This window comes from Brevibacillus composti (genome assembly GCF_016406105.1).
GTDB classification, from domain to species: domain Bacteria; phylum Bacillota; class Bacilli; order Brevibacillales; family Brevibacillaceae; genus Brevibacillus; species Brevibacillus composti.
On sequence record NZ_CP066308.1, the window covers coordinates 577,686 to 599,024 of the forward strand.

Genomic DNA, 21,339 nt, shown 5'->3' on the forward strand with positions numbered 1-21,339 from the left:
ACCGTCTTGATTGACTATCGCAGTTGGCGTCATACCTTCAAACTGGATCCGGACAAAACCATCGATGACGACGCCCTGGAAGCCCTGTGCGAATCGGGGACGGATGCGATCATCGTGGGCGGAACCTACGGCGTGACTTATGACAATACGCTGGAACTGATGTCCCGTATCCGCCGTTTTGCGGTGCCGGCCCTTCTCGAGATCTCCTCGCTGGAGGCCGTCGTGCCTGGCTTCGATGCGTATCTGGTCCCGCTGGTGATCAATGCAGGCGATGCGGACTGGCTGTTTACCCCTCACGTGAGCGGTCTGATGGCCTATGGATCGTACATCCATTGGGACGAGATCATCACGGAAGGCTATCTAATCGCCAATCCGGATGCAGGCGTAGCCAAGCTCACCCGCGCCCGCCCGATCGAAGGACCGGCCGAGGCCAAGGCATATGCCCAGGTAGCAGCGAAAATCTGCCGCCTGCCTATCGTCTATCTGGAGTACAGCGGGATGTACGGCGACCCGGACATCGTGCGGGCCTGCCGCAGCGGCGCGGGCGAAGCGCATCTCTTTTACGGAGGCGGCATTCGCACGGCAGCGCAGGCGGAGGAGATGGCGGCGCTCGCAGATACGATCGTCGTCGGCAATGTCATTTATGAAGACCTAGAGGCCGCTCTTGCTACCGTGGACGCTGCGAAGCGGAGCCGTGGATAGGGAGCGGCCAGGCGAATGAGCCGTTTGCACAAGTAGATATCTCGTTTCATCTGCAACCCGATGATCAACACTGCGTATCGTCCCAGACCGGTGTTGATCATTTTTTTATGAAAAAATTTATGTTGGCGCGATTATAGATTTTGCCAGTAAGTTGAATTATATTATAATCATGATTAAAAAATAAACATGCATCCATTATGGGTGGAGGTAGAATCATGGGATATGAAATCATCTTGATCATCATCGGAATCAACATTTTGTACGTGTCATTTTTTACGCTGCGAATGTTGATGGTGATAAAGGGGTATCGCGTACTCGCGTCTTTGCTGGCGATGGTGGAGGTATTCGTCTACTTGAAGGGCTTGGCCATCGTGCTGGACAATCTGGACAATCCGATCAATCTGGCAGCCTATTGCTTCGGATGGGGGACGGGCGTCTATCTGGGAAGCAAGATCGAGGAGCGTCTGGCACTCGGTTACGTCACTTTGCAGGTGATCGTCGATTCGGTAAACAGCGATTTGCAGATAAAATTGAGAGAACAGGGCTTTGGGGTAACCTCGTGGGTGGCAGAGGGGAGAGACGGCCATCGCCATGTGATGCAGGTCTTGACCAAGCGGAGCAATGAGCAAAAGCTGTGGAAGCTGATCTACAGCATCGCTCCCAAGGCTTTTGTCATTTCCTTTGAACCGAAGCAGTTGAAGGGCGGATTCTGGGTAAACCGCCTGCGCGGCTAATCATCCAAAACGAGATACAGCCAGTCGGCACACCGTCAATGGAGGGTGGGCGGCTGGCTGTTTTTGCTTAACTGGAGAGGTCGGCGCTCTGCGGCTCGTCCGCAAATGAAAAATGATTGGCATTTCGCATAATTTCCCGAATGTAGAGCATGATTTTTCGCGTCGCTTCCTCGGGGTCATACGTGCTGCGGTTGTTCAGGAAGGTGGTGAACATCCCCTGCCAAATCATGATGGTCAGCTCGTTGATGGCATCTACATTCTCTTCCTTCATGAGCCCTTCCTTGACGAGAAACTCCAGAATCACCCGTCCTCGCTTCGAGATGTTATGTTCGAGAATCACCGGTTTGATCTCTTCGGGAATGCCGATGATCTCGGAGGGGTAGACGCTGTAGTAATGCTTCAGCAAGTCTTCCGGATGGCTGCCCAGATCGGCAATGAAAACGGCATGAAAGACGCTCGGGTTTTGGAAGGAGTGCTGGCAAAACAGCTCCCAGGCCCGGAGGTACTTTTCCATGGGAGCCAGATCATTTCTTTTGTATACCTGGGCTACCTCTTCGGTGTATTGTTTCATGAATTTCAGCGAGGCAAAAAAGACGAGATGGGAAATTTCGCTAAAGTAGTTATAAATCGTAGCGCTGTTGTAACCAGCGATATCGGCAATTTTGCGGATCGTGACGTTCTCGATACCTTCCTCCCGAATTATCTGGGCGGTCGCCTCTACAAAATACTTCCACATGCGGCTGAGTTGGATCGCTTTCTTTTTACTCAAATCACATCACCTTTCACTCGGTTTTGTGCAGAGGAGCCGTTCGGCTGACAGTCCTCTCATTTTACTATGAAAGGCACAAAAAATAAACCATTGCGAGAAAATAACCTAGCATGATAATATAATCACGATTATTTTTTAAATACTTTTAAATTTTCGATCTTTGGGGGTAACCGAATGAACAAACCGCAGATTGATCCATGGATTTTTTGGCCATCATTAGCAGTTATATTGATTGTCACTGCTTATCTGGGCGTCAACCATCAAACGATTGAGCCGGTGCTGGGTGAGCTCTTGACCTCGATAACCTACAAGCTGGACTGGGCCTTTCAGTTCCTCACGGCGGGCATCTTTGCCATCCTGATCTGGCTGGGATTTGGCCGCTATGGCAAGATCAAGCTCGGCGGACCCGGCGACCAGCCGGAGTTCTCCAACTTCAGCTGGGGCGCCATGCTGTTTTGTGCCGGGATGGGGACCAGCATCATGTACTGGTCCATGATGGAGCCGATTTACTACTACGCCGGACCGCCGTTTGGCATTGAGCCGAAATCGCCTGAGGCCGCCGAGTGGGCATTGACCTATGGCATGTTCCACTGGGGCTTGTCAGCCTGGGCTTTGTATGCACTTCCTACGGTCACGATTGCCTATTCGTTCTTCGTGCGGAAACAGCCATCGCTGAAAATCAGCACCGCGTGCAGCGGTGTGCTGGGCAAGCACGCCGACGGCTGGCTGGGGAAAGTAATCGACATCCTGGTCATCTGGAGTTTGGTGGGCGGCCTGGGCACCTCGCTTGGCCTGGGAGTCCCGATGATCTCTTCGGTTATTGGAGAAGTTTTTGGAATCGAGCAAGGACTTTTCCTGAGCATCATCATCATTGTGATCTGGACGATTCTCTACTGCGCCAGCGCGTACATGGGCTTGTACAAAGGCATTCAAAAGCTGAGCGACTTCAATGTGTACATGGCGCTGGCACTGGTCATCTTCGCCTTTTTGGTAGGGCCGACGCTGTTCATTTTGTCCAATTTCACCAACAGCTTCGGCATGATGCTGCAAAACTTCGCGCGGATGAGCTTCTTTACCGATCCGATTGAAAAAGGCGGCTTCCCGCAATCCTGGACAGTCTTCTACTGGGCATGGTTCGCTGCGACTTCTCCGTTCATGGGTCTGTTTGTGGCGCGGATTTCCCGGGGCCGCACCATCCGCGAGCTGATCGGAGGCATTTTGCTCTGGGGCTCCTTGGGCGGCTGGCTCTACTTCGCGGTGTTTGGCAGCTATGCCTTGCATCTGGAAATGAACAGCATTCTGCCGGTTTCGGACATTCTCAATGACCAGGGCGGACAGGCTGCGGTCGTAGCCATTCTGAAATCTCTGCCGCTCAGCTACATCGTATTGCCGTTTTTCCTGGTGCTCGGCTTTATCTTCCTGGCGACGTCGCTCGACTCCGCTACCTATATCCTGTCCGCCATCGCAACCAAGGAACTGAAGGGCAGAGAAGAACCGGCCCGCTGGCACAGGCTGCTGTGGGGTGTGGTGCAGGCCGTGCTGGCCGTCTCGCTCCTCTTGATCGGGGGCTTGCAGGTCGTCCAAACCTCGACTGTCATCGTATCTGTACCGGTGATCATCATGTATGTGCTGCTGGCCATGTCGCTGATCAAATGGCTGAAAAAGGACCAGGCCCATCTGGTGTCGGAGAGCCTCGTGGTCGCAGATGAAGAATCGCGTCAAAAACAGAGTTCGTAATTGCATACACGCATAAGTTTGATGAGGAATGAGGAGGATGCATCTTGGTTTTTAATGTTCGAGAGTCACAGCGGTCGATCAAAACCGAATTTCCACGGAAGGTTCGCGAGATAGAGCACGTCTGGATACCGATGTCCGACGGGACCCGGCTGGCTGCCCGCATCTGGCTCCCGGAGGATGCCGGCGAAAGTCCGGTGCCCGCGATCCTGGAGTACATCCCTTATCGCAAGAATGACTTTACCGCGCTGCGCGATTCGATTCGCCACCCGTATTTTGCGGGTCACGGCTACGCCAGCATCCGCGTCGACATGCGGGGGTGCGGCGATTCGGACGGCATCCTCTACGATGAGTATCTGCCGCAGGAGCAGGACGATGCGATTGAAGTGATCGAATGGATCGCGTCCCAGCCCTGGTGCACCGGCGCGGTCGGGATGATCGGGAAGTCATGGGGCGGCTTCAACGGACTGCAGGTGGCGGCGCGCCGTCCTCCTGCCCTGAAGACGATCATTACGCTCTGCTCGACGGATGACCGCTATGCGGATGATGTCCATTATCTGGGGGGCTGCGTGCTGGCTTCCGACATGCTCTGGTGGGCCTCCACGATGCTGGTCTACAATGCGCGTCCGGCTGATCCGCGGATCGTCGGGGACGAGTGGCGGTCGACGTGGCTGCAGCGGCTGGAGAAGACGCCGCCTTTCGTCGAGGAGTGGATGAGCCATCAGCGGCGCGATGCCTACTGGAAGCACGGCTCCGTGTGCGAAAACTACGCCGACATCGAAATTCCCGTCTTTGCCGTAGGCGGCTGGGCGGACGGCTATACCAATGCGATCCTGCGCTTGCTGGAGGGCTTGCCCGGTCCGCGCAAGGGTCTGATCGGACCGTGGGCCCACGAGTACCCGGAGGTAGCGGTGCCAGGGCCGGCGATCGGCTTTTTGCAGGAATGTCTCCGCTGGTGGGATCATTGGCTGAAAGGCATCGACACCGGGATCATGGAGGAGCCGATGCTGCGGGCGTGGATGCAGGATAGCGTGCCGCCGCAGGTGGATTATGCGGAGCGGCCGGGCCGCTGGGTAGCCGAAACCGCCTGGCCGTCCCCGGCGATCCAGCCGACCGATATGTGGCTGGGTGAAAATCAGAGCCTCTCTGGCAAAGCGCCTGCCTCCGAGCGGGAGGTGGCCGTGCCGAGCATGCAGGCACACGGCCTGTATGCGGGTGTCTTCTGCCCGTTCGGCCAGCCGGGCGATCTGGCATCGGATCAGCGCTTGGAGAATGGGCTGGCTGTCTGCTTTACTTCGGAGCCGCTGGAGGAACCGGTAGAAATTCTCGGCTTTCCCGAAGTGACGGTAGAGCTTTCCGCGGATCGTCCAAACGCGCTGTTGGCCGTGCGTCTCTGCGACGTCGCACCGGACGGAGCCTCGACGCTGGTAAGCTGGGGGATGCTGAACCTGACGCATCGCGAAAGTCACGAGCATCCGGCGCCTCTCGCGGTGGGAGAGCGTTACACGGTAAGCGTTCGCCTCAATGCGGTTGGCCACGTCTTGCCCGCCGGCCATCGCTGGCAGGTCGCTCTCTCGCCGAATTATTGGCCGCATGCCTGGCCGTCTCCCGAACCGGTGACGCTGACGGTGTACACCGGAGAAAAGACCCGTCTGACGCTGCCGGTGCGGCCGCCGCAGGCCATCGACGACGAGCTGCCCGATTTCGGAATGCCGGAGACAGCTGCTGTGATGGAGCGGGAGATTTTGCGAGAGGAGAGACGGACTCGCGAGGTGAGACATGACCTGATCAACGGGGTCTGGACGCTGGAGGATTACTCCGATGAGGGAGCGCGACGCCTGCTGCCGAATGGCATCGAGTACGGCAGCGTGAACCGCAATATCTACACGATCGAGGAGGGCAATCCGCTGTCCGCGCAGGTCCGCTGCGAATGGACGCTCCACGTCGGACGCGGCGAGTGGCAGACGCGGCTGGAGAGCGTCAGCACCATGTCGGCCGATGCGAAGCAGTTTTATCTGAAAAATGAGCTGACCGCATACGAGGGAGAGACCCAGGTCTTTACCAAGACATGGACGCGTGAAATTCCGCGGGATCATGTATAAAGGAAATAGAAGCGAAGAAGCGGAGCGGGGTATGACTCCTCCGCTTATGGCTGGATTACGGCTGTCGATACGAATCGGCAGCCTTTTTTATTGGGGCAGGACGCACGGATGGTAAAAGGCTCATACTCCCTGTTTGCTTGTTATATGGTAATCTGGGATGAACTGACATGTTTTGGCGTGGAAAAGGAGGGTGACCCTGTGCAAGCCATTTTCGTCTTTTTCAGTATAAGCGTTTTGACTTACGTCCTGGCGAGTATCCCCGTCATGTTCGGCTGGGGAGTGACCATCGACTTTGTGGAAGACGCAACGTTCGGGCAAAAAGCGGCGGCGCTGATAAAGGAAGGGTTGCAAAGCGATCCGGTCGTGAAACTCATCCTTTCCGCGATCATCGCAGGGGGATGGCTGGCATGGAGGAGGAGAGGGAAGTGAAACCGATCAAGCGCGGACGCTTGCGGCTGGCGGCGGGCATCAGCTATTACCGCATGAAGCGGTACGCGAGCTGGGTGGTCAATGGAAGACATTTTGCCAGCGTGCGCAGCGCAAGTCCGCTGCCGCATCTTCACAAGCGGCACCAGACGCCGCTGCTGCGCCAGCTGAAAGATGTGGAGATGTGGATGCAGCACAACAAGGTAACCAATCTGCGGCTGGCTATCGAGCGGATCAACGGCATCGTGATTCGTCCGGGGGAGACCTTTTCCTACTGGAAGCTGATCGGGAAGCCGACCCGGCGAAAGGGATACCTGGAAGGCATGCTGCTCTCGCACGGGAGGGTGCTCTCCGGCGTCGGCGGCGGACTCTGTCAGCTCTCCAACCTGATCTACTGGATGACGCTGTTTACGCCGCTGACGGTGACAGAGCGCCACCGGCACAGCTACGACGTCTTTCCGGACTCGCGGCGGACACAGCCCTTTGGCAGCGGGGCCACCTGCTTTTACAACTACCTCGATCTGCAGATCGCCAATCGGACGAACCAGGCGTTTCAGCTATGTCTCTGGCTGACGGACAGCGACCTCGTCGGAGAGTGGCGAGCGGAGCTTCCGCCGACGAGACGCTACGAGGTCTATGAAAAAGAGCATTGGATCACCCCGGCGATATGGGGCGGCTACGAGCGGCACAATCTGCTGTACCGCCGCGTCTACGATCTGGAGGGCGCGTATATCGGGGATGAGTTTATCACGGAAAACCACGCCTATATGATGTATGAGCCGCTTTTGCCGGGCAGTTCGCAGCAGTAAGGTTTTGTGTTGGCGTTCTGCTTTTTCCACCCGGCTCCTGCAGCCAATCGTTTACTTGGTTTGCCAGTTCTGAGACACCGGCTTGCACTGGCACTCTCCCGCGATCTGTGAGAAAATAGGAACATATGCTTTCGTTCGGGAGCGTTTTTTGAGAGGCAGGAAAGGTGGAAGTTTACATATGTCTACAGTTGATCGCATTTTAGCCGGACTGAATCCGCAGCAGCGGGAAGCCGTTCTCACCACGGAAGGGCCGGTCCTGATCCTCGCCGGAGCCGGCAGCGGCAAGACCAAGGTGCTGACCCAGCGGATCGCCTATCTGATCCAGGAAAAGCGGGTGGCGCCCTGGAGCATCCTGGCGATTACCTTTACCAACAAAGCTGCCCGTGAGATGCAGAATCGCGTGGCCGCCATCATCGGCCGAGCGGCGGAGGATGCCTGGATTTCCACGTTCCACTCGCTCTGTGTCCGCATCCTGCGCAAAGACATCGACCGTCTGGGGATTAACCGGAGCTTTTCCATTCTGGATGCGGGGGATCAGCTCTCCGTCGTCAAGCAGTGCTTGAAGGAGCTGAACATCGATCCCAAGCAGTACGAGCCGCGCGGACTTTTGGCTGCGATCAGCGGTGCCAAAAACGAATTGATCGACCCGCTCCGCTACGGACAGACCGCAGGCGACGCCTTTTCCATGGTGGTCGCCAAAGTGTATGAGCTGTACCAGAAGAAGCTGCGGAACAACCAGTCGCTTGACTTTGACGATCTGATCATGACCACCGTCCGGCTGTTTAAGGAAGTGCCGGAAGTGCTCGAATACTACCAGAAAAAATTCCGCTACATCCACGTAGACGAGTATCAGGACACCAACCGCGCCCAGTACATGCTGATCTCGATGCTGGCCGACCGGTCTCGCAACGTCTGCTGCGTGGGCGATGCCGACCAGAGCATCTACAAATGGCGCGGAGCCGATATTTCGATTATCTTGAACTTTGAAAAGGACTACCCGGAGGCCAAGCTCATCAAGCTGGAGCAGAATTACCGCTCCACGAAGACGATTCTGCAGGCTGCCAATCAGGTGATCCAGAACAATGTCATGCGCAAGGAGAAAAAGCTCTGGACCGAGAATCCGGGCGGCGAGAAAATTACCTGTTTTCTGGCTGATTCCGAGCATGACGAAGCGTACTTCATCGTCGAGACGATCCGCCAGCAAATGGCCGCCTACAAGCGGTACGACAAATTCGCCGTCCTCTACCGGACGAATGCGCAGTCCCGCGTGATCGAGGAAGTGTTCATCAAGTCCAATATTCCGTATACCATCGTGGGCGGCACGAAGTTCTACGATCGCAAAGAGATCAAGGACATCCTGGCCTATCTCAGGGTGATCTCCAATCCCGATGACGACATCAGCCTGACCCGGATTATCAATGTGCCCAAGCGCAATATCGGAGATACTACCGTAGAAAAGCTGCAAGCCTACGCGCTGGCGCACGGGAAAACCCTCTACGGGGCCGTTCAGGAAGCCGGATTCATGGGCTTGCCCGCCCGGACGACGAATGCCATCCTCGGCTTTCACGATCTGATCAGCAATTTGATGCAGATGACCGACTATCTCTCGGTGACGGAGCTGGTAGAGGAAGTATTGAAGCGCACCGGATACCGCGAGATGCTGAAGGAAGAGAAGACGCTGGAATCGGCAGCTCGCCTGGAAAACATCGAGGAGCTTTTGTCCGTTACCCAGGAGTTCGAGCGGAAGAACGAGGACAAGAGCCTGCTGGCCTTCCTGACCGATCTCGCGCTGGTGGCCGACATTGACACCCTGACGGATGACGGACAGACCGAGGAAGAGATATCGGCAGAGGGGCAGGTCGTCCTGATGACGCTGCACAGCGCCAAGGGGCTGGAGTTCCCGGTCGTCTTTCTGGCCGGCATGGAGGAAGGCGTCTTTCCGCACAGCCGTTCTTTGTTTGACAACACCGAGATGGAAGAGGAGCGGCGGCTCGCCTACGTGGGGATTACACGCGCCGAAGAACGGCTCTACCTCACTTCAGCGCGGATGCGCACCTTGTTTGGGCGGACCAATGTGAATGCGCCCTCGCGCTTCCTGAAAGAGATTCCGGCCGAGCTGCTGGAGGGCAATCTGGTCCAAGATTCCGGCGGGATGCAGGGGGGCGCCTCCTTTGGAGCGCGGGGCTACGGCCAGCGGGATGGCTTTGGCCGCTCCTATGGCGGAGCCCAATCTGCGGGCAGTGGCCGATCCGCTTTTGGCGAGCGCCCAGTCGCTGCAGGCTCGTCGGGGGCCTCTCCCTTTTCCCGTCCGGCCCAGACGGCTCCAGCCAAGCTGCAAGGTCACGGCGGCGGTGCCGGCATCGACTGGAAGGTAGGAGACAAGGTGAAGCATGGCAAGTGGGGAGTCGGTACGGTCGTCAAGGTAAAAGGCTCCGGGGACGATACAGAGTTGGACATCGCTTTTCCGAGCCCGACCGGGATCAAGAAGCTGCTCGCCAAATTTGCTCCGATCGAGCGGGGATAACCTGAATAGCAAAGGATGAACGATATGGATCGATTGACGGCAGAAGCCAGAATCAGTGAACTGCGGGAACAAATCGAGCATCACAACCGTCTCTATTATATAGAAGACCGTCCGGAAATTACCGACCAGGAGTACGATCAGCTCATGCGGGAGCTGCAAAATCTGGAGGATCTTTTTCCTGACATGGTCACGCCCGATTCGCCGACGCAGCGGGTGGGCGGGGCCCCTTTGGCTGCGTTTGAAAAGGTGGTCCACCATACGCCGATGCTCAGCCTGGGCAATGCCTTCGGCGAGGAAGAGCTGCGCGATTTTGACCGGCGCGTGCGTCAGGCTGTCGGCAATCAGGAAGTGCGCTATGTCTGCGAATTAAAGATTGACGGTTTGGCCATTTCCCTTCACTATGAGAACGGAATATTCGTGAGAGGGGCGACGCGGGGCGATGGACAGGTCGGCGAGGACATCACGCAAAACCTGCGGACGATCCGCTCCATTCCGCTCCGGCTGAAGCGTCCGCTCACGCTGGAAGTGCGCGGAGAGGCGTACATGCCGCGTCCTGCTTTTGAGAAACTGAACAAGGAGCGGGAAGAGCGGGGGGAGGCTCTGTTTGCCAACCCGCGTAACTCCGCCGCAGGCTCGCTGCGCCAGCTCGATCCCAAGATCGCCGCGTCCCGCCAGTTGGATACCTTTATCTACGCAATCGGCGACCTGCAGGGTATCGCTGTGGAATCGCACAGCGAAGGACTGGAGCTGCTGGAGTCGCTCGGCTTCAAGGTTAATCAGGAGCGGCGGACGTTCGACAGCATCGAGGACGTGATTTCCTTCGTAAACAGTTGGGTGGAGAAGCGTCCGCAGCTCTCCTATGACATCGACGGCATCGTCATCAAAGTGGACAGCTACAGCCAGCAGGCGGAACTGGGCTTTACGGCCAAAAGCCCGCGCTGGGCGGTGGCGTACAAGTTTCCGGCAGAGGAAGCGGTGACGGTGCTGCGCGGCATCGAAGTGTCCGTGGGGCGCACCGGCACGGTGACGCCGACGGCGATCCTGGACCCGGTCAGCCTGGCGGGGACGACCGTCAAACGGGCATCGCTTCACAATGAAGACATGATACGGGAAAAAGGCATTATGATCGGCGACCACGTCATGGTCAGAAAAGCGGGAGACATCATTCCCGAGATCGTGGCAGTCCTGCCGGAGCGGCGCGACGGAAGCGAGACGCCGTTTGCGATGCCCACACACTGTCCAGAGTGCGGCAGCGAGCTGGTGCGCCTCGACGAAGAGGTAGCGCTTCGCTGCATCAATCCGATGTGTCCGGCCCAAATCCGCGAGGGGATCATTCACTTTGTCTCCCGCGGGGCGATGAATATCGAAGGCCTGGGTGAAAAGGTCGTGGCCCAGCTCTTTCAATTCGAAATCATCCGCAGCGTGGCTGACCTGTACTACCTGCATGAGCAGCGCGATATCCTGCTCGGGATGGAGCGCATGGGAGAAAAATCGGTTGACAACCTCCTGGCCGCGATCGAAGCGAGCAAGGAGAACTCCCTGGAGAAGCTGTTGTTTGGACTTGGCATCCGGCTCGTGGGGGCCAAGGCGGCGCGCGTGCTCGCCGAGCATTTTGGCGAGATGGACGCGATCATGCAAGCAAAAGAAGAAGAATTGACGCAGATCGACGAGATCGGGCCCAAGATGGCGAGCAGCATCGTCAACTACTTCGAGCAGCCGCAGGCCCAAGCGGTGATCGAGCGGCTGAAGGCCGCCGGCGTCAATATGCGTTATAAAGGCATTCGAGTAGAGAGTGGAGCCGATTTGCCGCTCTCCGGCAAGACGATCGTCCTCACGGGCACCCTGACCACGATGACCAGGACGGAGGCAGAAGAGGCCATCGCCCGGCTCGGGGGGAAAGTGACGGGCAGCGTGAGCAAGAAAACGGATCTCGTCATCGCCGGTGAAAAGGCAGGCTCCAAACTGGAGAAAGCAGAGAAGCTGGGCGTCGCCGTCATGGATGAGGAAGGCTTTCGCCAATTGCTTGAGCAGCAGGAGTAGAGAGAATAGAGACGGCTTGAACCGGCTTTGGAAGAGAACGGGAAGGGGTGTAGTGGGCATGAGAAGCTTGCTGCAATGGGGAATGATCATGATGACCTGGGCGCTCTTGGCAGGGTGCGGCGAAAGCGGGCGGAACACATCTGTTCCGCCTCCGGTCACGGCTGCGGCTACGCCGGGTGATCTGACCTACCAGGATGTTCTCCAAAAAGGGGAGGTCGTCCACAATCTGTCGATGACGCCAGATGCCCAGCGTATCTGGGTAGGGACACATGCCGGGCTGTACAGCTCTGCCGGGGGAGGATTGTGGGGCGCGCTCTCCCCGGAGCTGGAGCGGGAAGACGTGACAGGCTGGTTCGTCGATCCGGACAATCCGGAACATATTTTTGCGGCAGGCCAAAGCGGCGTCATCTCCTCCAAGGACGGCGGAAAGAAGTGGATCCGGCTGGGAAAAGGCCTGCCTCAACCTGCTGAAATCCGCAGCTTTGCAGGGATTCGCGAGGGCGAACAGCTCCGTCTGTTCGCGTTTGTAGCAGGGGAAGGGATCTATCAGTCTTCCAATGCGGGCAAGGAGTGGAAGCTGTGGCTGCCGCTCGATCAGGAGGTCTACGCGATGGACTACGACCCCGTAGAGCATCGTCTGTACGTCGCGGCCCAGTTTAGCCTCCTGTATCATGAGGAGGGGCAATGGAAGACCGAAGCGGTGCCGCACGGCCAGCAGGTGTACTCGCTGACCGTGGACCGGGCCAACGGTGTATTGGCGGTTGCGACCGATCAGGGGATTTTGGAAAAGGTGGATGGCGAGTGGCAGGAGCTACGCGCGAAAGCCCCGGAAAAGCTGATCGTGATCGCTCCGGGCGCCGGTGACTACAAATGGGTGGGCATCGGCGAATCGGCCTTTGTGTACGCCCTCTCAGGCGATAAGTGGATGAAGTGGAATTAAGGAAATCGAGGGGCTGTCTCGCCTGATGGCAAAGCCCAGTGCCTTCAACCTTGTAAGGAGTATGGATGATGAACGCAAAACAATGGAAATACGTGATTCCGCTGACAGTGGCTCTGGCGGTGGCTTCGGCCGGCTGCTCCCTTTTGCCGGGGGGAAAAGGGGAGGGCGAAACACAGCCCGCCATTCCTTCCCTGTCGCCGGTCGTCGAGGTATCGGAGGACTACTACGGGAGCATACAGCCGTACCAGCAAAACCAGACTCGCGGCATGCTCTCCTCAATGGGCTACCGCATCGATTTCAGCCATTTGGAGCTGGGGCTGATGGAAATTGCGCGAGAGACGTTTCCGACGGCCGACTATCTGTTTCAAGAGGGACAGCTGATCACGCGCGACCAGGTGCGGGACTGGATTGCCGAGGAAAAAGCGGGTGCCCCCAACGGCAAGCAAAAGACGAGCAGCCTCGTGCACGTCCTGGAGCATGATTATCTGCGAAAAGACGATCAGCAGCTCGCCGGGATGGTGCTGGGCCTCTCGCTGACGCCGGAGTATCAGGACGCGACCGGACAGAATAAGATCTACACCATCGACGAGCTGCGTGCCAAGGGCCAGCAGCTGGCCGCCAAAATCGTGCAATCGGTTCGGGCCAACTCGACGGAGGTTCCCATCGTCGTGGCGCTGTACCAGGTGCCGGAGCCCAACTCTTCGCTCGTGCCGGGCCGCTTTATCATGTCCGGGACGGTCAATGCGAATGAAGCGTCGGTTTCCAAATGGGTGCCGATCGATGAAGCGTTTTTCCTGTTCCCCAGCGGAGAAGCAGAGAAAGCCTACCCGCAGCAATCCTTGCAGTATGACAAGCTGAAGCGGCATATCCAATCCGCCTTCAAGGAATACATCGGCATCACCGGAGTGGGCCGCTTTATGGGAGGCAAGCTGACGGAGATGACGATCACGGCGACCGCCGAATACGATTCCCGCACGGAAGTGCTGCAGTTTACGCAATTTGCCGCCGCCGGGATCGAACAGGCCTTTGAAAAAAGCGTCCATGTCAATCTCTACGTACAGACCATCAATCAGCCGCTCGGCATCTACATCCGCCCGGCTAATGGCGAGCCGTATATGCACATTTACAGAAAATAGCTCGTATAAGAGAACGTCCTGTCAGGCAACGGTGTAGTTTGTTTGACAGGGCGTTTCTCCTTTTTAACAAGAGGGTGGGGGAAAGGGGCTGGGGCCAGGAAGAAGCATGTTCCCATGCTAAGCTCCGTTCTCCGCCCTGCCAGGGTGATTGACTGGCCGCTCCGCAGCGGTTTGCGGGGGTCTGCAAAAGGAGATCGGCTTCGAGGTCATCCCACGTTGCAGCCCTTTTTCCCGCAAACCGCTGCGGAGCTGAGTAGGGCTCCGCAAAGTCGCTGCGCATGGGAACATGCTTCTTCCACGGGACAAAGCGCCTAACCCATATTCTAAATACGGGATAAAAACCGTGATTGCCAACAGCCACGGAGAACGAATCTTTCCAGCAACGGCTCCGCGAAGAATCATGTTTCCCTGCGGCGCGACTGTGAAGCCTGCCCAGCGGAGGAGTGATTCGCGGGATACAGGGGCGCAACCTCTGAATGGACAGCGGAGCGATACGGCTTTTGCGTACCCCCGCGAATCGCTCCGGAGCGGACAGTCCCCGCTTCTTCGCAGGTGGAGCCCGGAGCAGAGCAGGGAAACATGATTCTTCCCCCCGCGGCCCCGTACCTCGATTCCATAATCAAGTTAGACACTTTCGTTCAAGTTTTGCGCATCGATAAACAAAAGTGTCCAAAATACACACCCCAATGAAATGCTGTTGTTTTCCGCGAAAAATGCAAACACTAACCCGGGAACAAGAATCCCTGCCATCCAGCCAAATTGGTATGATCCTTGCATATAAATTTGGATGAGAAGTATGGAAGAAAACGATAGGGAGGTTTTGCCACATGCAAGTGGAATTCAAAAACGAACCATTTACCAATTTTAGCTTGCCGGAGAATAGAAAAGCGTTTGAAGAAGCTCTTGCCAAAGTAGAGAGCGAACTGGGACGCGAATACGATCTCATCATCGGTGGCGAACGCATCAAAACCGAGAAGAAATCCCGCTCCATCAATCCTTCCAATATCGAGCAAGTGGTCGGGATTGTTTCGCAGGCTGACAAGGATCTGGCCGAAAAGGCGATCCAAGCTGCTGCGCAAACCTTTGAGACCTGGAAAGCAGTGCCGCCGCAGGCTCGTTCCCGCTATCTCTACAAAGCGGCTGCCATCCTGCGCCGCCGCAAGCATGAATTCTCGGCTTGGCTGGTAAAAGAAGCAGGAAAAAGCTGGTCCGAAGCGGATGCCGATACGGCAGAAGCAATCGACTTCATGGAATACTACGGCCGTCAGATGGACAAATTGGCAGATCGCCATCCGCTGACGCGCATCCCGGACGAGGACAATGAGCTGTACTATGTTCCGCTGGGCGTAGGCGTCGTGATTCCTCCGTGGAACTTCCCGCTCGCGATCATGGTCGGGATGACTACTGCGGCGCTGGTGGCAGGGAATACCGTAGTACTGAAGCCTGCTTCCACCACGCCGGTCATCGCTGCGAAATTCATGGAAATCCTGGAAGACGCGGGTGTACCAGCAGGCGTCGTCAACTTCGTGCCAGGCTCCGGCGGCGAAATCGGGGACTACCTGGTTGAGCATACGCAAACCCGCTTCATCAGCTTCACCGGTTCCCGCGATGTGGGCCTGCGCATCAATGAGCTGGCTGCCAAGCATCGTCCGGGCCAAAAATGGATGAAGCGCCTGGTTGCCGAGATGGGCGGAAAAGACTCCATCATCGTCGACAATGACTGCGATCTGGAAGCGGCTGCGCAAGCGATCGTGGCTTCCGCATTCGGCTTCTCCGGTCAAAAATGCTCCGCTTGCTCCCGTGCGATCGTTCACCAGGATGTGTACGATCAAGTGCTGAACCGCGTAGTAGAACTGACCAAGCAGCTGACCGTGGGCGATGTGGTGAATCCGGAATTCTACACAGGTCCTGTCGTTGACGATAAAGCGCAAAAGAAAATTCTCGAATACATCGAGATCGGAAAGAAAGAAGGCAAGCTGATGGTTGGCGGCGAAAAAGGCCCGGACAATGGCTACTACGTCATGCCGACTGTATTTGCTGATCTGGACCCGCAAGCTCGCCTGATGCAAGAAGAAATCTTTGGCCCTGTCGTCGGTTTCTGCAAAGCCAAAGACTTCGATCATGCACTGGAAATTGCCAACAACACGGAGTACGGCTTGACCGGTTCCGTATTCAGCCGCAACCGTGCGCATCTGGAAAAGGCGCGCATGGAATTCCACGTGGGCAACCTGTACTTCAACCGCAAATGTACAGGCGCTCTGGTCGGCGTCCATCCGTTCGGCGGCTTTAACATGTCCGGTACCGACTCCAAAGCGGGCGGACCAGACTATCTGCTGCTGTTCACCCAAGCAAAACTGGTTTCTGAAAAACTGTAAGCCACTGCACAACAGTAAGACAGAAAAAGCCGCCTGGATTCCAGGTGGCTTTTTTTACCTTCGGCTGCAAGGTGCACGATCCGCGATTTTCTCCCCGCTATTGTTCACACTATAGAAAAGCAGTCAAAGGCGGGTGAGAGGGATGCTCTCCTATTTGGTGCCGGGTTTATCGGCTTTTTTTCTCGTCTTGCTCTTTATGCCGGCAGCGAGGAGGCTGGCGTGGAAAACCAAGCTGCTGGATGTCCCCAGAGGAAGGAAGGGGCATGCGAGGCCGATGCCTCTCTCCGGCGGACTGGCTATGTTCGCGGGTGTGGCCGTCGTGTCTATTTTCTTTGCAGGGGTGCAAAAATTGGTGGCTGTTTTGCTGGGGGGGAGCTTGCTTTTGATGGCGGTCGGCTGGGCGGACGATGCTTTCAAAGCGAGGAAAAAAGACTTTCCGGTCCTTCCCAAGCTGTTGATGCAGATACTGGCGGGTCTCCTTGCGTTTGCATGCGGATTTCGTTTTCGCGGGATCGGGTTGTCGTGGCTGGGTGGGGACGGCGGGGACTATTATCTCTTCCCCGACTGGCTATCATGCTTGGCGACGATTATCTGGATCGCCGGCCTGATCAATATGATCAATTTTTTGGATGGCGTGGACGGACTTGCTGCGGGGGCAACCGTCTTTTCCGCGATCACCCTGTTTTTCCTGGCGTACGTAAAAGGACAGGGACTGACCGCCCTGATCGCCATCGTACTGGCCGGAGCTGCACTGGCGTTCTTGCGGTTTAACTTTTTTCCGGCGGAGGTGTTTATGGGGGACATGGGCTCCATGTTTCTCGGATATGCCCTCGCGCTTGTCTCGCTGGAGGGAGCGATGAAGGGGGCTACCCTGATAACCCTGGTGGTAACCGTCCTCGCATTGGGCCTGCCCGTGATGGACACGCTCCAGGTGATGATCAGCAGGATGCTGGCCGGCTCGCCGATGTACCAGGCTGACCGCCGCCATGTTCATCACCGGTTGATGTCGCGGGGCTTGACCGCCAGGCAAACCGTCGTCATTTTGTATCTGGTCAGCTTTTTCTTCTCTGCGCTGTCTCTCCTGCTGTTTTTTTGGATTATTCCGTAGGCGAGTAAAAGCGGTATTGATTGCGGCCGGACTTTTTGGATTGGTACAGGGCGGCATCGGCGTTTCGCAGCAGAGAGGCGGAATCCGCACCGTCTTTTGGATAGAGGGCAATGCCGATGCTCATCGTCAGGCTAAAATGGTGTTGTCCGATCTCCCACGGCTTTTGCAGAGTCGCAAGCACGCGCTTGGCCACCTTGGAGGCTTCCTCGGGTGACTCCAGCGCGGTGAGCAGCAGCACGAACTCATCTCCACCCAGCCTGGCCACGGTATCGTTATCCCGCACACAGGAGGAGAGCCGCTTGGCCAGGCTGCGGAGGAACTCATCTCCCACTTCATGCCCCCACGTATCGTTGATATCCTTAAAATAGTCGCAATCCAGGTAGAGGACAGCCGCCAGAGAGCCTGTCCGCCTCGCCTGGGACATCGCCTGCTTCATCCGATCCTGCAGCAGCCGCCGGTTGGGCAGTCCTGTCAGAACGTCGTGGTACGCCAGGTATTCGAGCTTGTCTTCCAGCAGCTTCCGTTCGGTGATGTCGCGAGCCACCGTCAGGACATGCGTACAGACACCCTCGCTGTTGTAGATTGGCGTCAGCAGGGATTCCCCGATCACTTCGCCGTAATTGGTGTGGTAACAGGGTTTGCCTTCCTTGATAGCTTTTCGGTACATGCTATTGAGGTTCTCCGCTTTTTCCGGGAGATTCACTTCCTCGATCAGCTTGCCGTAAGCTGCTTCTGTAAGTCCGGATGCTTGCATGGCGGATGGGTTCATCAGGACATAGCGAAAACGTGTACCTTCCTCAACCGACATGAGAAAGACCATATCGGGCATATATTGAAAAAAGGAGGATACGACATCTCCGTATTTATTGATCAGGTTCTCGACATCGAACGGTCTCATCATGGTCTCTCCTGTTAGTCATGCTGGTATGACCTTCTTAGTATAGCAAATGATGAGCAAGAAAATGATGAGACCATGGTCGGAGTGGGGTTTACTGTCGGCACCAGAAGATGGTACAGTATGGGTAGATTTTGAACGGAAAGAACAAGGGGATGTTTATGAACAAGAAACTCCTTCCCGGATTGATTCATCGTCTGCCGCAGAACGTGATGTCCCGCACCATGGGCAAGATCACGGCGTCTCGATTCAGCCGGCTTGCGATCCGCCATTATATTCGCCACTACAACATCGACCCTACGATCATTGAAAAGCCTGTTCGTGAATACCGCACGCTCAAGGAGTTCTTTGCCCGCAGATTGAAACCGGGCGTACGCCCGATCGCTCCCGGCGATGATGTGGTCGCAAGTCCCGTCGACGGCACCGTATCGCAAATGGGAGATATCCATGAGGGTACGCTGATTCAGGCCAAAGGCAAACAGTACAGCCTGACGGATCTCTTGGGAGAGAACGAGGAAATCGCACAGCGGTTCTACGGGGGGAAATTTATCACGATTTATTTAAGTCCCCGCGATTACCACCGGATTCACATGCCGGTGGAGGGAAGGCTGACCCGATACACCTACGTACCGGGGAGACTGTACCCCGTCAATCAACTGGGCATCGAGAACGTCGATAAGCTGTTCGCCCGCAATGAGCGGCTTGTGACGCAGGTCGAAACCAAGGAGCTGGGCTGTGTCGCTGTCGTAAAGGTAGGCGCGCTGTTTGTCGGCAGCGTCAAAGTGATGTACAACCGGGCGACGACCAATGTAAAGCGGGGCCGCAGGATGAGCGAGAGCATCCCTGGAACCCCCTACTATCAAAAGGGGGACGAACTGGGCTGGTTCGAGTTTGGATCGACGGTGATCTTATTGTTCGAATCCAAGCAGCTGGAGTGGGCCGAGGATGTCAAGATTGGCAGTTCGGTATTGATGGGCCAAAAGCTGGCGCAAGTCAAATAGGAAATGTACCAGAGGGGCGAGGAGCCTCTCTTTTTCATGCGGCGAAACCTATCGAAAAATCTTGGCCAATCAAGATCTTTGTTTATTCGGGTAGAAATCCTCGTGAAAATTGACTGAACTGGTTCTTTTCAAGTAAGATCAAAATTATGTGATAGATTCGGAGGTGGAAGCATGAGTGGAATTACCCGCAAGGAAGTGGAGCATGTCGCCGACCTGGCTCGCTTGCAGCTGACCGAAGAGGAAGCGGAGCGCTACACCAAGGATTTGAATGCGATCCTGCAATTCGCCGCCAAACTGAGCGAGCTGGATACGTCCCATGTCGCTCCGACGAGCCACGCAACCGACGTGAAGAACGTGATGCGCGAAGACGCAAATCGTCCGAGCCTCTCTAATGAAGAAGCGCTGAAAAATGCGCCTGAGCACGACGAAGGACAGTTTAAGGTGCCTGCCGTTTTTGAATAAGGGATCGGGCCATTTGAATTGGGGCGCTGCTCTCGTTGTGGGAAGGAGAGCAAGGAGAGCGTGCTCATTTTGCAAGAAGCGGAAGCAGAGGAAGGGAGGACACCTACGTGTCGCTATTTGACAAGCGATTATCGGAAATACATGGCGCGCTGCGCAAAAAAGAGCTGTCCGTATCCGATCTGGTGCAAGCATCCATCACCAGCATCAAGGAGCGTGACGAGGAGATCAAATCCGTCCTGCATGTGGATGAAGAAGGGGCGCTTTCCAAAGCAAAGGAGCTGGACGAGCGTCTGGCCGCGGCGGGCGAGGAATTGGGGCTGTTGTACGGACTGCCTGTCGGCCTCAAGGACAATATCGTCACTCATGGGATCCGCACGACCTGCGCAAGCAAATTCTTGAGCAACTACGATCCGATCTACGATGCGACTGTCTCGGCAAAGCTGAAGGAAGCGGATGCGGTCGTCGTCGCCAAGCTGAACATGGACGAGTTCGCCATGGGCGGCTCCAATGAGAATTCCGGATTTTTCCCGACCAAAAACCCGTGGAATACGGAGTATGTGCCGGGCGGTTCCAGCGGCGGTTCCGCTGCTGCGATGGCGTCCCGTCACTTCTTTTTTACGCTCGGCTCGGACACCGGCGGATCGATCCGTCAGCCGGCCGCTTTTTGCGGCGTCGTGGGCTTGAAGCCGACCTATGGCCGCGTATCCCGCTTTGGCCTGGTGGCGTTTGCCTCCTCGCTGGACCAGATCGGTCCGATCACGAAAAATGTGGAGGACGCCGCCTATGTGCTGCAGGCGATCGCCGGCTATGACGAGTACGACTCCACGTCTGCCAATGTCGAGGTGCCGGATTACCTGTCCGCCCTGACAGGCGACGTGAAGGGGCTTCGCATTGGCGTCCCCAAAGAGCTGATCGGCGAGGGCATCGACAGCGAGGTGCGCGATGCCGTGCTGGCTGCGCTGAAACAGCTGGAGAGCATGGGAGCTACCTGGAGCGAGGTCTCCATGCCGCATACAGAATATGCCGTGCCGGCCTACTACCTGCTGGCGTCTTCGGAGGCGTCCTCCAATCTGGCCCGCTTTGACGGGGTCCGCTACGGTGTGCGCGCCGACAATGCGGCCAATCTGATCGAGATGTACAAGGAGTCCCGCAGCCAAGGCTTCGGTCCAGAGGTCAAGCGCCGCATCATGCTGGGCACCTACGCGCTGTCGTCCGGCTATTACGATGCCTACTACAAAAAAGCGCAGCAGGTCCGCACGCTGATCATTCAGGACTTCAATGACGTCTTTGCGAACTTCGATGTCATCCTGCATCCGACCACCCCGACCACGGCCTTCAAGATCGGGCAGAATACGGATGATCCGGTGAAAATGTACCTGGAGGACATTTGCACGGTCCCGGTGAACCTGGCGGGTCTGCCTGCCATCAGCGTGCCTTGCGGTTTTGCCGCAAACGGCATGCCGATCGGTCTGCAAATCGTCGGGAAGGCGTTTGACGAATCCACGGTGTTGCGTGTCGCCCATGCGTATGAGCAGGCGGCCGGATTTTCCGAGCGCAAGCCGGAATGGGTGAGGGGGTAAGA

At 56.6% G+C, this 21,339-nt stretch carries 17 protein-coding genes; 15 read left to right on the forward strand and 2 right to left on the reverse strand.

The window, feature by feature from the left end; all coding sequences use genetic code 11:
- Positions 1-6 precede the first annotated feature (6 nt).
- Positions 7-702, forward strand: coding sequence for a heptaprenylglyceryl phosphate synthase (pcrB, locus tag JD108_RS03110; protein ID WP_198828521.1), 696 nt, complete (start codon positions 7-9; stop codon positions 700-702).
- A gap of 215 nt (positions 703-917) precedes the next feature.
- On the forward strand, positions 918-1,436 hold the full coding sequence (locus tag JD108_RS03115; RefSeq protein WP_198828522.1) for a DUF2179 domain-containing protein: 519 nt from the start codon (positions 918-920) through the stop codon (positions 1,434-1,436).
- 67 nt (positions 1,437-1,503) lie between these two features.
- Here the strand turns inward: JD108_RS03115 and JD108_RS03120 are convergent, their stop codons facing one another.
- The gene (locus JD108_RS03120; RefSeq protein WP_228728282.1) at positions 1,504-2,205 is read right to left on the reverse strand and encodes a TetR/AcrR family transcriptional regulator; all 702 of its coding nucleotides are present in this window, start codon (positions 2,203-2,205) and stop codon (positions 1,504-1,506) included.
- A 174-nt stretch (positions 2,206-2,379) separates the two neighbouring features.
- On the opposite strand from JD108_RS03120, the gene JD108_RS03125 reads away from it, so the two are divergent.
- The 10 genes from JD108_RS03125 to JD108_RS03170 all read left to right on the forward strand — a co-directional run bounded on the left by JD108_RS03125 (position 2,380) and on the right by JD108_RS03170 (position 17,399).
- Positions 2,380-3,942, forward strand: coding sequence for a BCCT family transporter (locus tag JD108_RS03125; RefSeq protein ID WP_198828523.1), 1,563 nt, complete (start codon positions 2,380-2,382; stop codon positions 3,940-3,942).
- Positions 3,943-3,986: 44 nt separating this feature from the next.
- Positions 3,987-6,041, forward strand: a complete 2,055-nt coding sequence (locus JD108_RS03130; protein ID WP_198828524.1) for a CocE/NonD family hydrolase — start codon at positions 3,987-3,989, stop codon at positions 6,039-6,041.
- A 198-nt stretch (positions 6,042-6,239) separates the two neighbouring features.
- Positions 6,240-6,470 (forward strand): hypothetical protein, encoded by a 231-nt coding sequence (locus JD108_RS03135; RefSeq protein ID WP_198828525.1) that lies wholly within the window; start codon positions 6,240-6,242, stop codon positions 6,468-6,470.
- A complete protein-coding gene (locus JD108_RS03140) occupies positions 6,467-7,276 on the forward strand; it encodes a VanW family protein (protein WP_228728283.1) in 810 nt (269 codons plus the stop codon). The genes JD108_RS03135 and JD108_RS03140 overlap by 4 nt, the downstream gene beginning before the upstream one ends.
- A 178-nt stretch (positions 7,277-7,454) precedes the next feature.
- Positions 7,455-9,800: a DNA helicase PcrA gene (pcrA, locus tag JD108_RS03145; RefSeq protein WP_198828527.1), complete on the forward strand. Its 2,346-nt coding sequence runs from the start codon at positions 7,455-7,457 to the stop codon at positions 9,798-9,800.
- 24 nt (positions 9,801-9,824) lie between these two features.
- Positions 9,825-11,840, forward strand: a complete 2,016-nt coding sequence (ligA, locus tag JD108_RS03150; protein ID WP_198828528.1) for an NAD-dependent DNA ligase LigA — start codon at positions 9,825-9,827, stop codon at positions 11,838-11,840.
- A gap of 58 nt (positions 11,841-11,898) precedes the next feature.
- The gene (locus JD108_RS03155) at positions 11,899-12,780 is read left to right on the forward strand and encodes a WD40/YVTN/BNR-like repeat-containing protein (RefSeq protein WP_198828529.1); all 882 of its coding nucleotides are present in this window, start codon (positions 11,899-11,901) and stop codon (positions 12,778-12,780) included.
- Between the two features lie 65 nt (positions 12,781-12,845).
- Positions 12,846-13,916 (forward strand): CamS family sex pheromone protein, encoded by a 1,071-nt coding sequence (locus tag JD108_RS03160; protein ID WP_228728284.1) that lies wholly within the window; start codon positions 12,846-12,848, stop codon positions 13,914-13,916.
- A gap of 827 nt (positions 13,917-14,743) precedes the next feature.
- Positions 14,744-16,291: an L-glutamate gamma-semialdehyde dehydrogenase gene (gene pruA, locus JD108_RS03165; protein ID WP_198828531.1), complete on the forward strand. Its 1,548-nt coding sequence runs from the start codon at positions 14,744-14,746 to the stop codon at positions 16,289-16,291.
- Between the two features lie 142 nt (positions 16,292-16,433).
- Entirely contained in the window at positions 16,434-17,399 is a 966-nt protein-coding gene (locus JD108_RS03170; RefSeq protein WP_228728285.1) for an MraY family glycosyltransferase, read from the forward strand.
- Here JD108_RS03170 and JD108_RS03175 read toward each other — a convergent pair.
- Positions 17,389-18,300, reverse strand: a complete 912-nt coding sequence (locus JD108_RS03175) for a diguanylate cyclase domain-containing protein (RefSeq protein ID WP_228728286.1) — start codon at positions 18,298-18,300, stop codon at positions 17,389-17,391. The two genes, JD108_RS03170 and JD108_RS03175, sit on opposite strands and share 11 nt — an antisense overlap.
- Positions 18,301-18,455: 155 nt before the next feature.
- Here JD108_RS03175 and asd point away from each other — a divergent pair, with 155 nt between their 5' ends.
- From asd to gatA, 3 genes are all read left to right on the forward strand, one after another.
- The gene (gene asd / locus JD108_RS03180; RefSeq protein WP_198828532.1) at positions 18,456-19,295 is read left to right on the forward strand and encodes an archaetidylserine decarboxylase; all 840 of its coding nucleotides are present in this window, start codon (positions 18,456-18,458) and stop codon (positions 19,293-19,295) included.
- A gap of 171 nt (positions 19,296-19,466) precedes the next feature.
- Positions 19,467-19,757, forward strand: coding sequence for an Asp-tRNA(Asn)/Glu-tRNA(Gln) amidotransferase subunit GatC (gene gatC, locus JD108_RS03185; RefSeq protein ID WP_198828533.1), 291 nt, complete (start codon positions 19,467-19,469; stop codon positions 19,755-19,757).
- A gap of 107 nt (positions 19,758-19,864) precedes the next feature.
- Entirely contained in the window at positions 19,865-21,337 is a 1,473-nt protein-coding gene (gene gatA / locus JD108_RS03190; protein ID WP_198828534.1) for an Asp-tRNA(Asn)/Glu-tRNA(Gln) amidotransferase subunit GatA, read from the forward strand.
- The last annotated feature ends 2 nt before the right edge of the window (positions 21,338-21,339 follow it).

Excerpts from the sequence above, each read along its gene's own strand:
- JD108_RS03155 (WP_198828529.1), top strand. The coding sequence starts at position 11,899 with ATGAGAAGCTTGCTGCAATGGGGAATGATCATGATGACCTGGGCGCTC.
- JD108_RS03170 (WP_228728285.1), top strand. The coding sequence starts at position 16,434 with ATGCTCTCCTATTTGGTGCCGGGTTTATCGGCTTTTTTTCTCGTCTTG.
- JD108_RS03160 (WP_228728284.1), top strand. The coding sequence starts at position 12,846 with ATGATGAACGCAAAACAATGGAAATACGTGATTCCGCTGACAGTGGCT.
- gatC (WP_198828533.1), top strand. The coding sequence starts at position 19,467 with ATGAGTGGAATTACCCGCAAGGAAGTGGAGCATGTCGCCGACCTGGCT.
- pruA (WP_198828531.1), top strand. The coding sequence starts at position 14,744 with ATGCAAGTGGAATTCAAAAACGAACCATTTACCAATTTTAGCTTGCCG.
- pcrA (WP_198828527.1), top strand. The coding sequence starts at position 7,455 with ATGTCTACAGTTGATCGCATTTTAGCCGGACTGAATCCGCAGCAGCGG.
- asd (WP_198828532.1), top strand. The coding sequence starts at position 18,456 with ATGAACAAGAAACTCCTTCCCGGATTGATTCATCGTCTGCCGCAGAAC.
- ligA (WP_198828528.1), top strand. The coding sequence starts at position 9,825 with ATGGATCGATTGACGGCAGAAGCCAGAATCAGTGAACTGCGGGAACAA.
- JD108_RS03115 (WP_198828522.1), top strand. The coding sequence starts at position 918 with ATGGGATATGAAATCATCTTGATCATCATCGGAATCAACATTTTGTAC.
- JD108_RS03175 (WP_228728286.1), bottom strand. The coding sequence starts at position 18,300 with ATGATGAGACCGTTCGATGTCGAGAACCTGATCAATAAATACGGAGAT.
- JD108_RS03125 (WP_198828523.1), top strand. The coding sequence starts at position 2,380 with ATGAACAAACCGCAGATTGATCCATGGATTTTTTGGCCATCATTAGCA.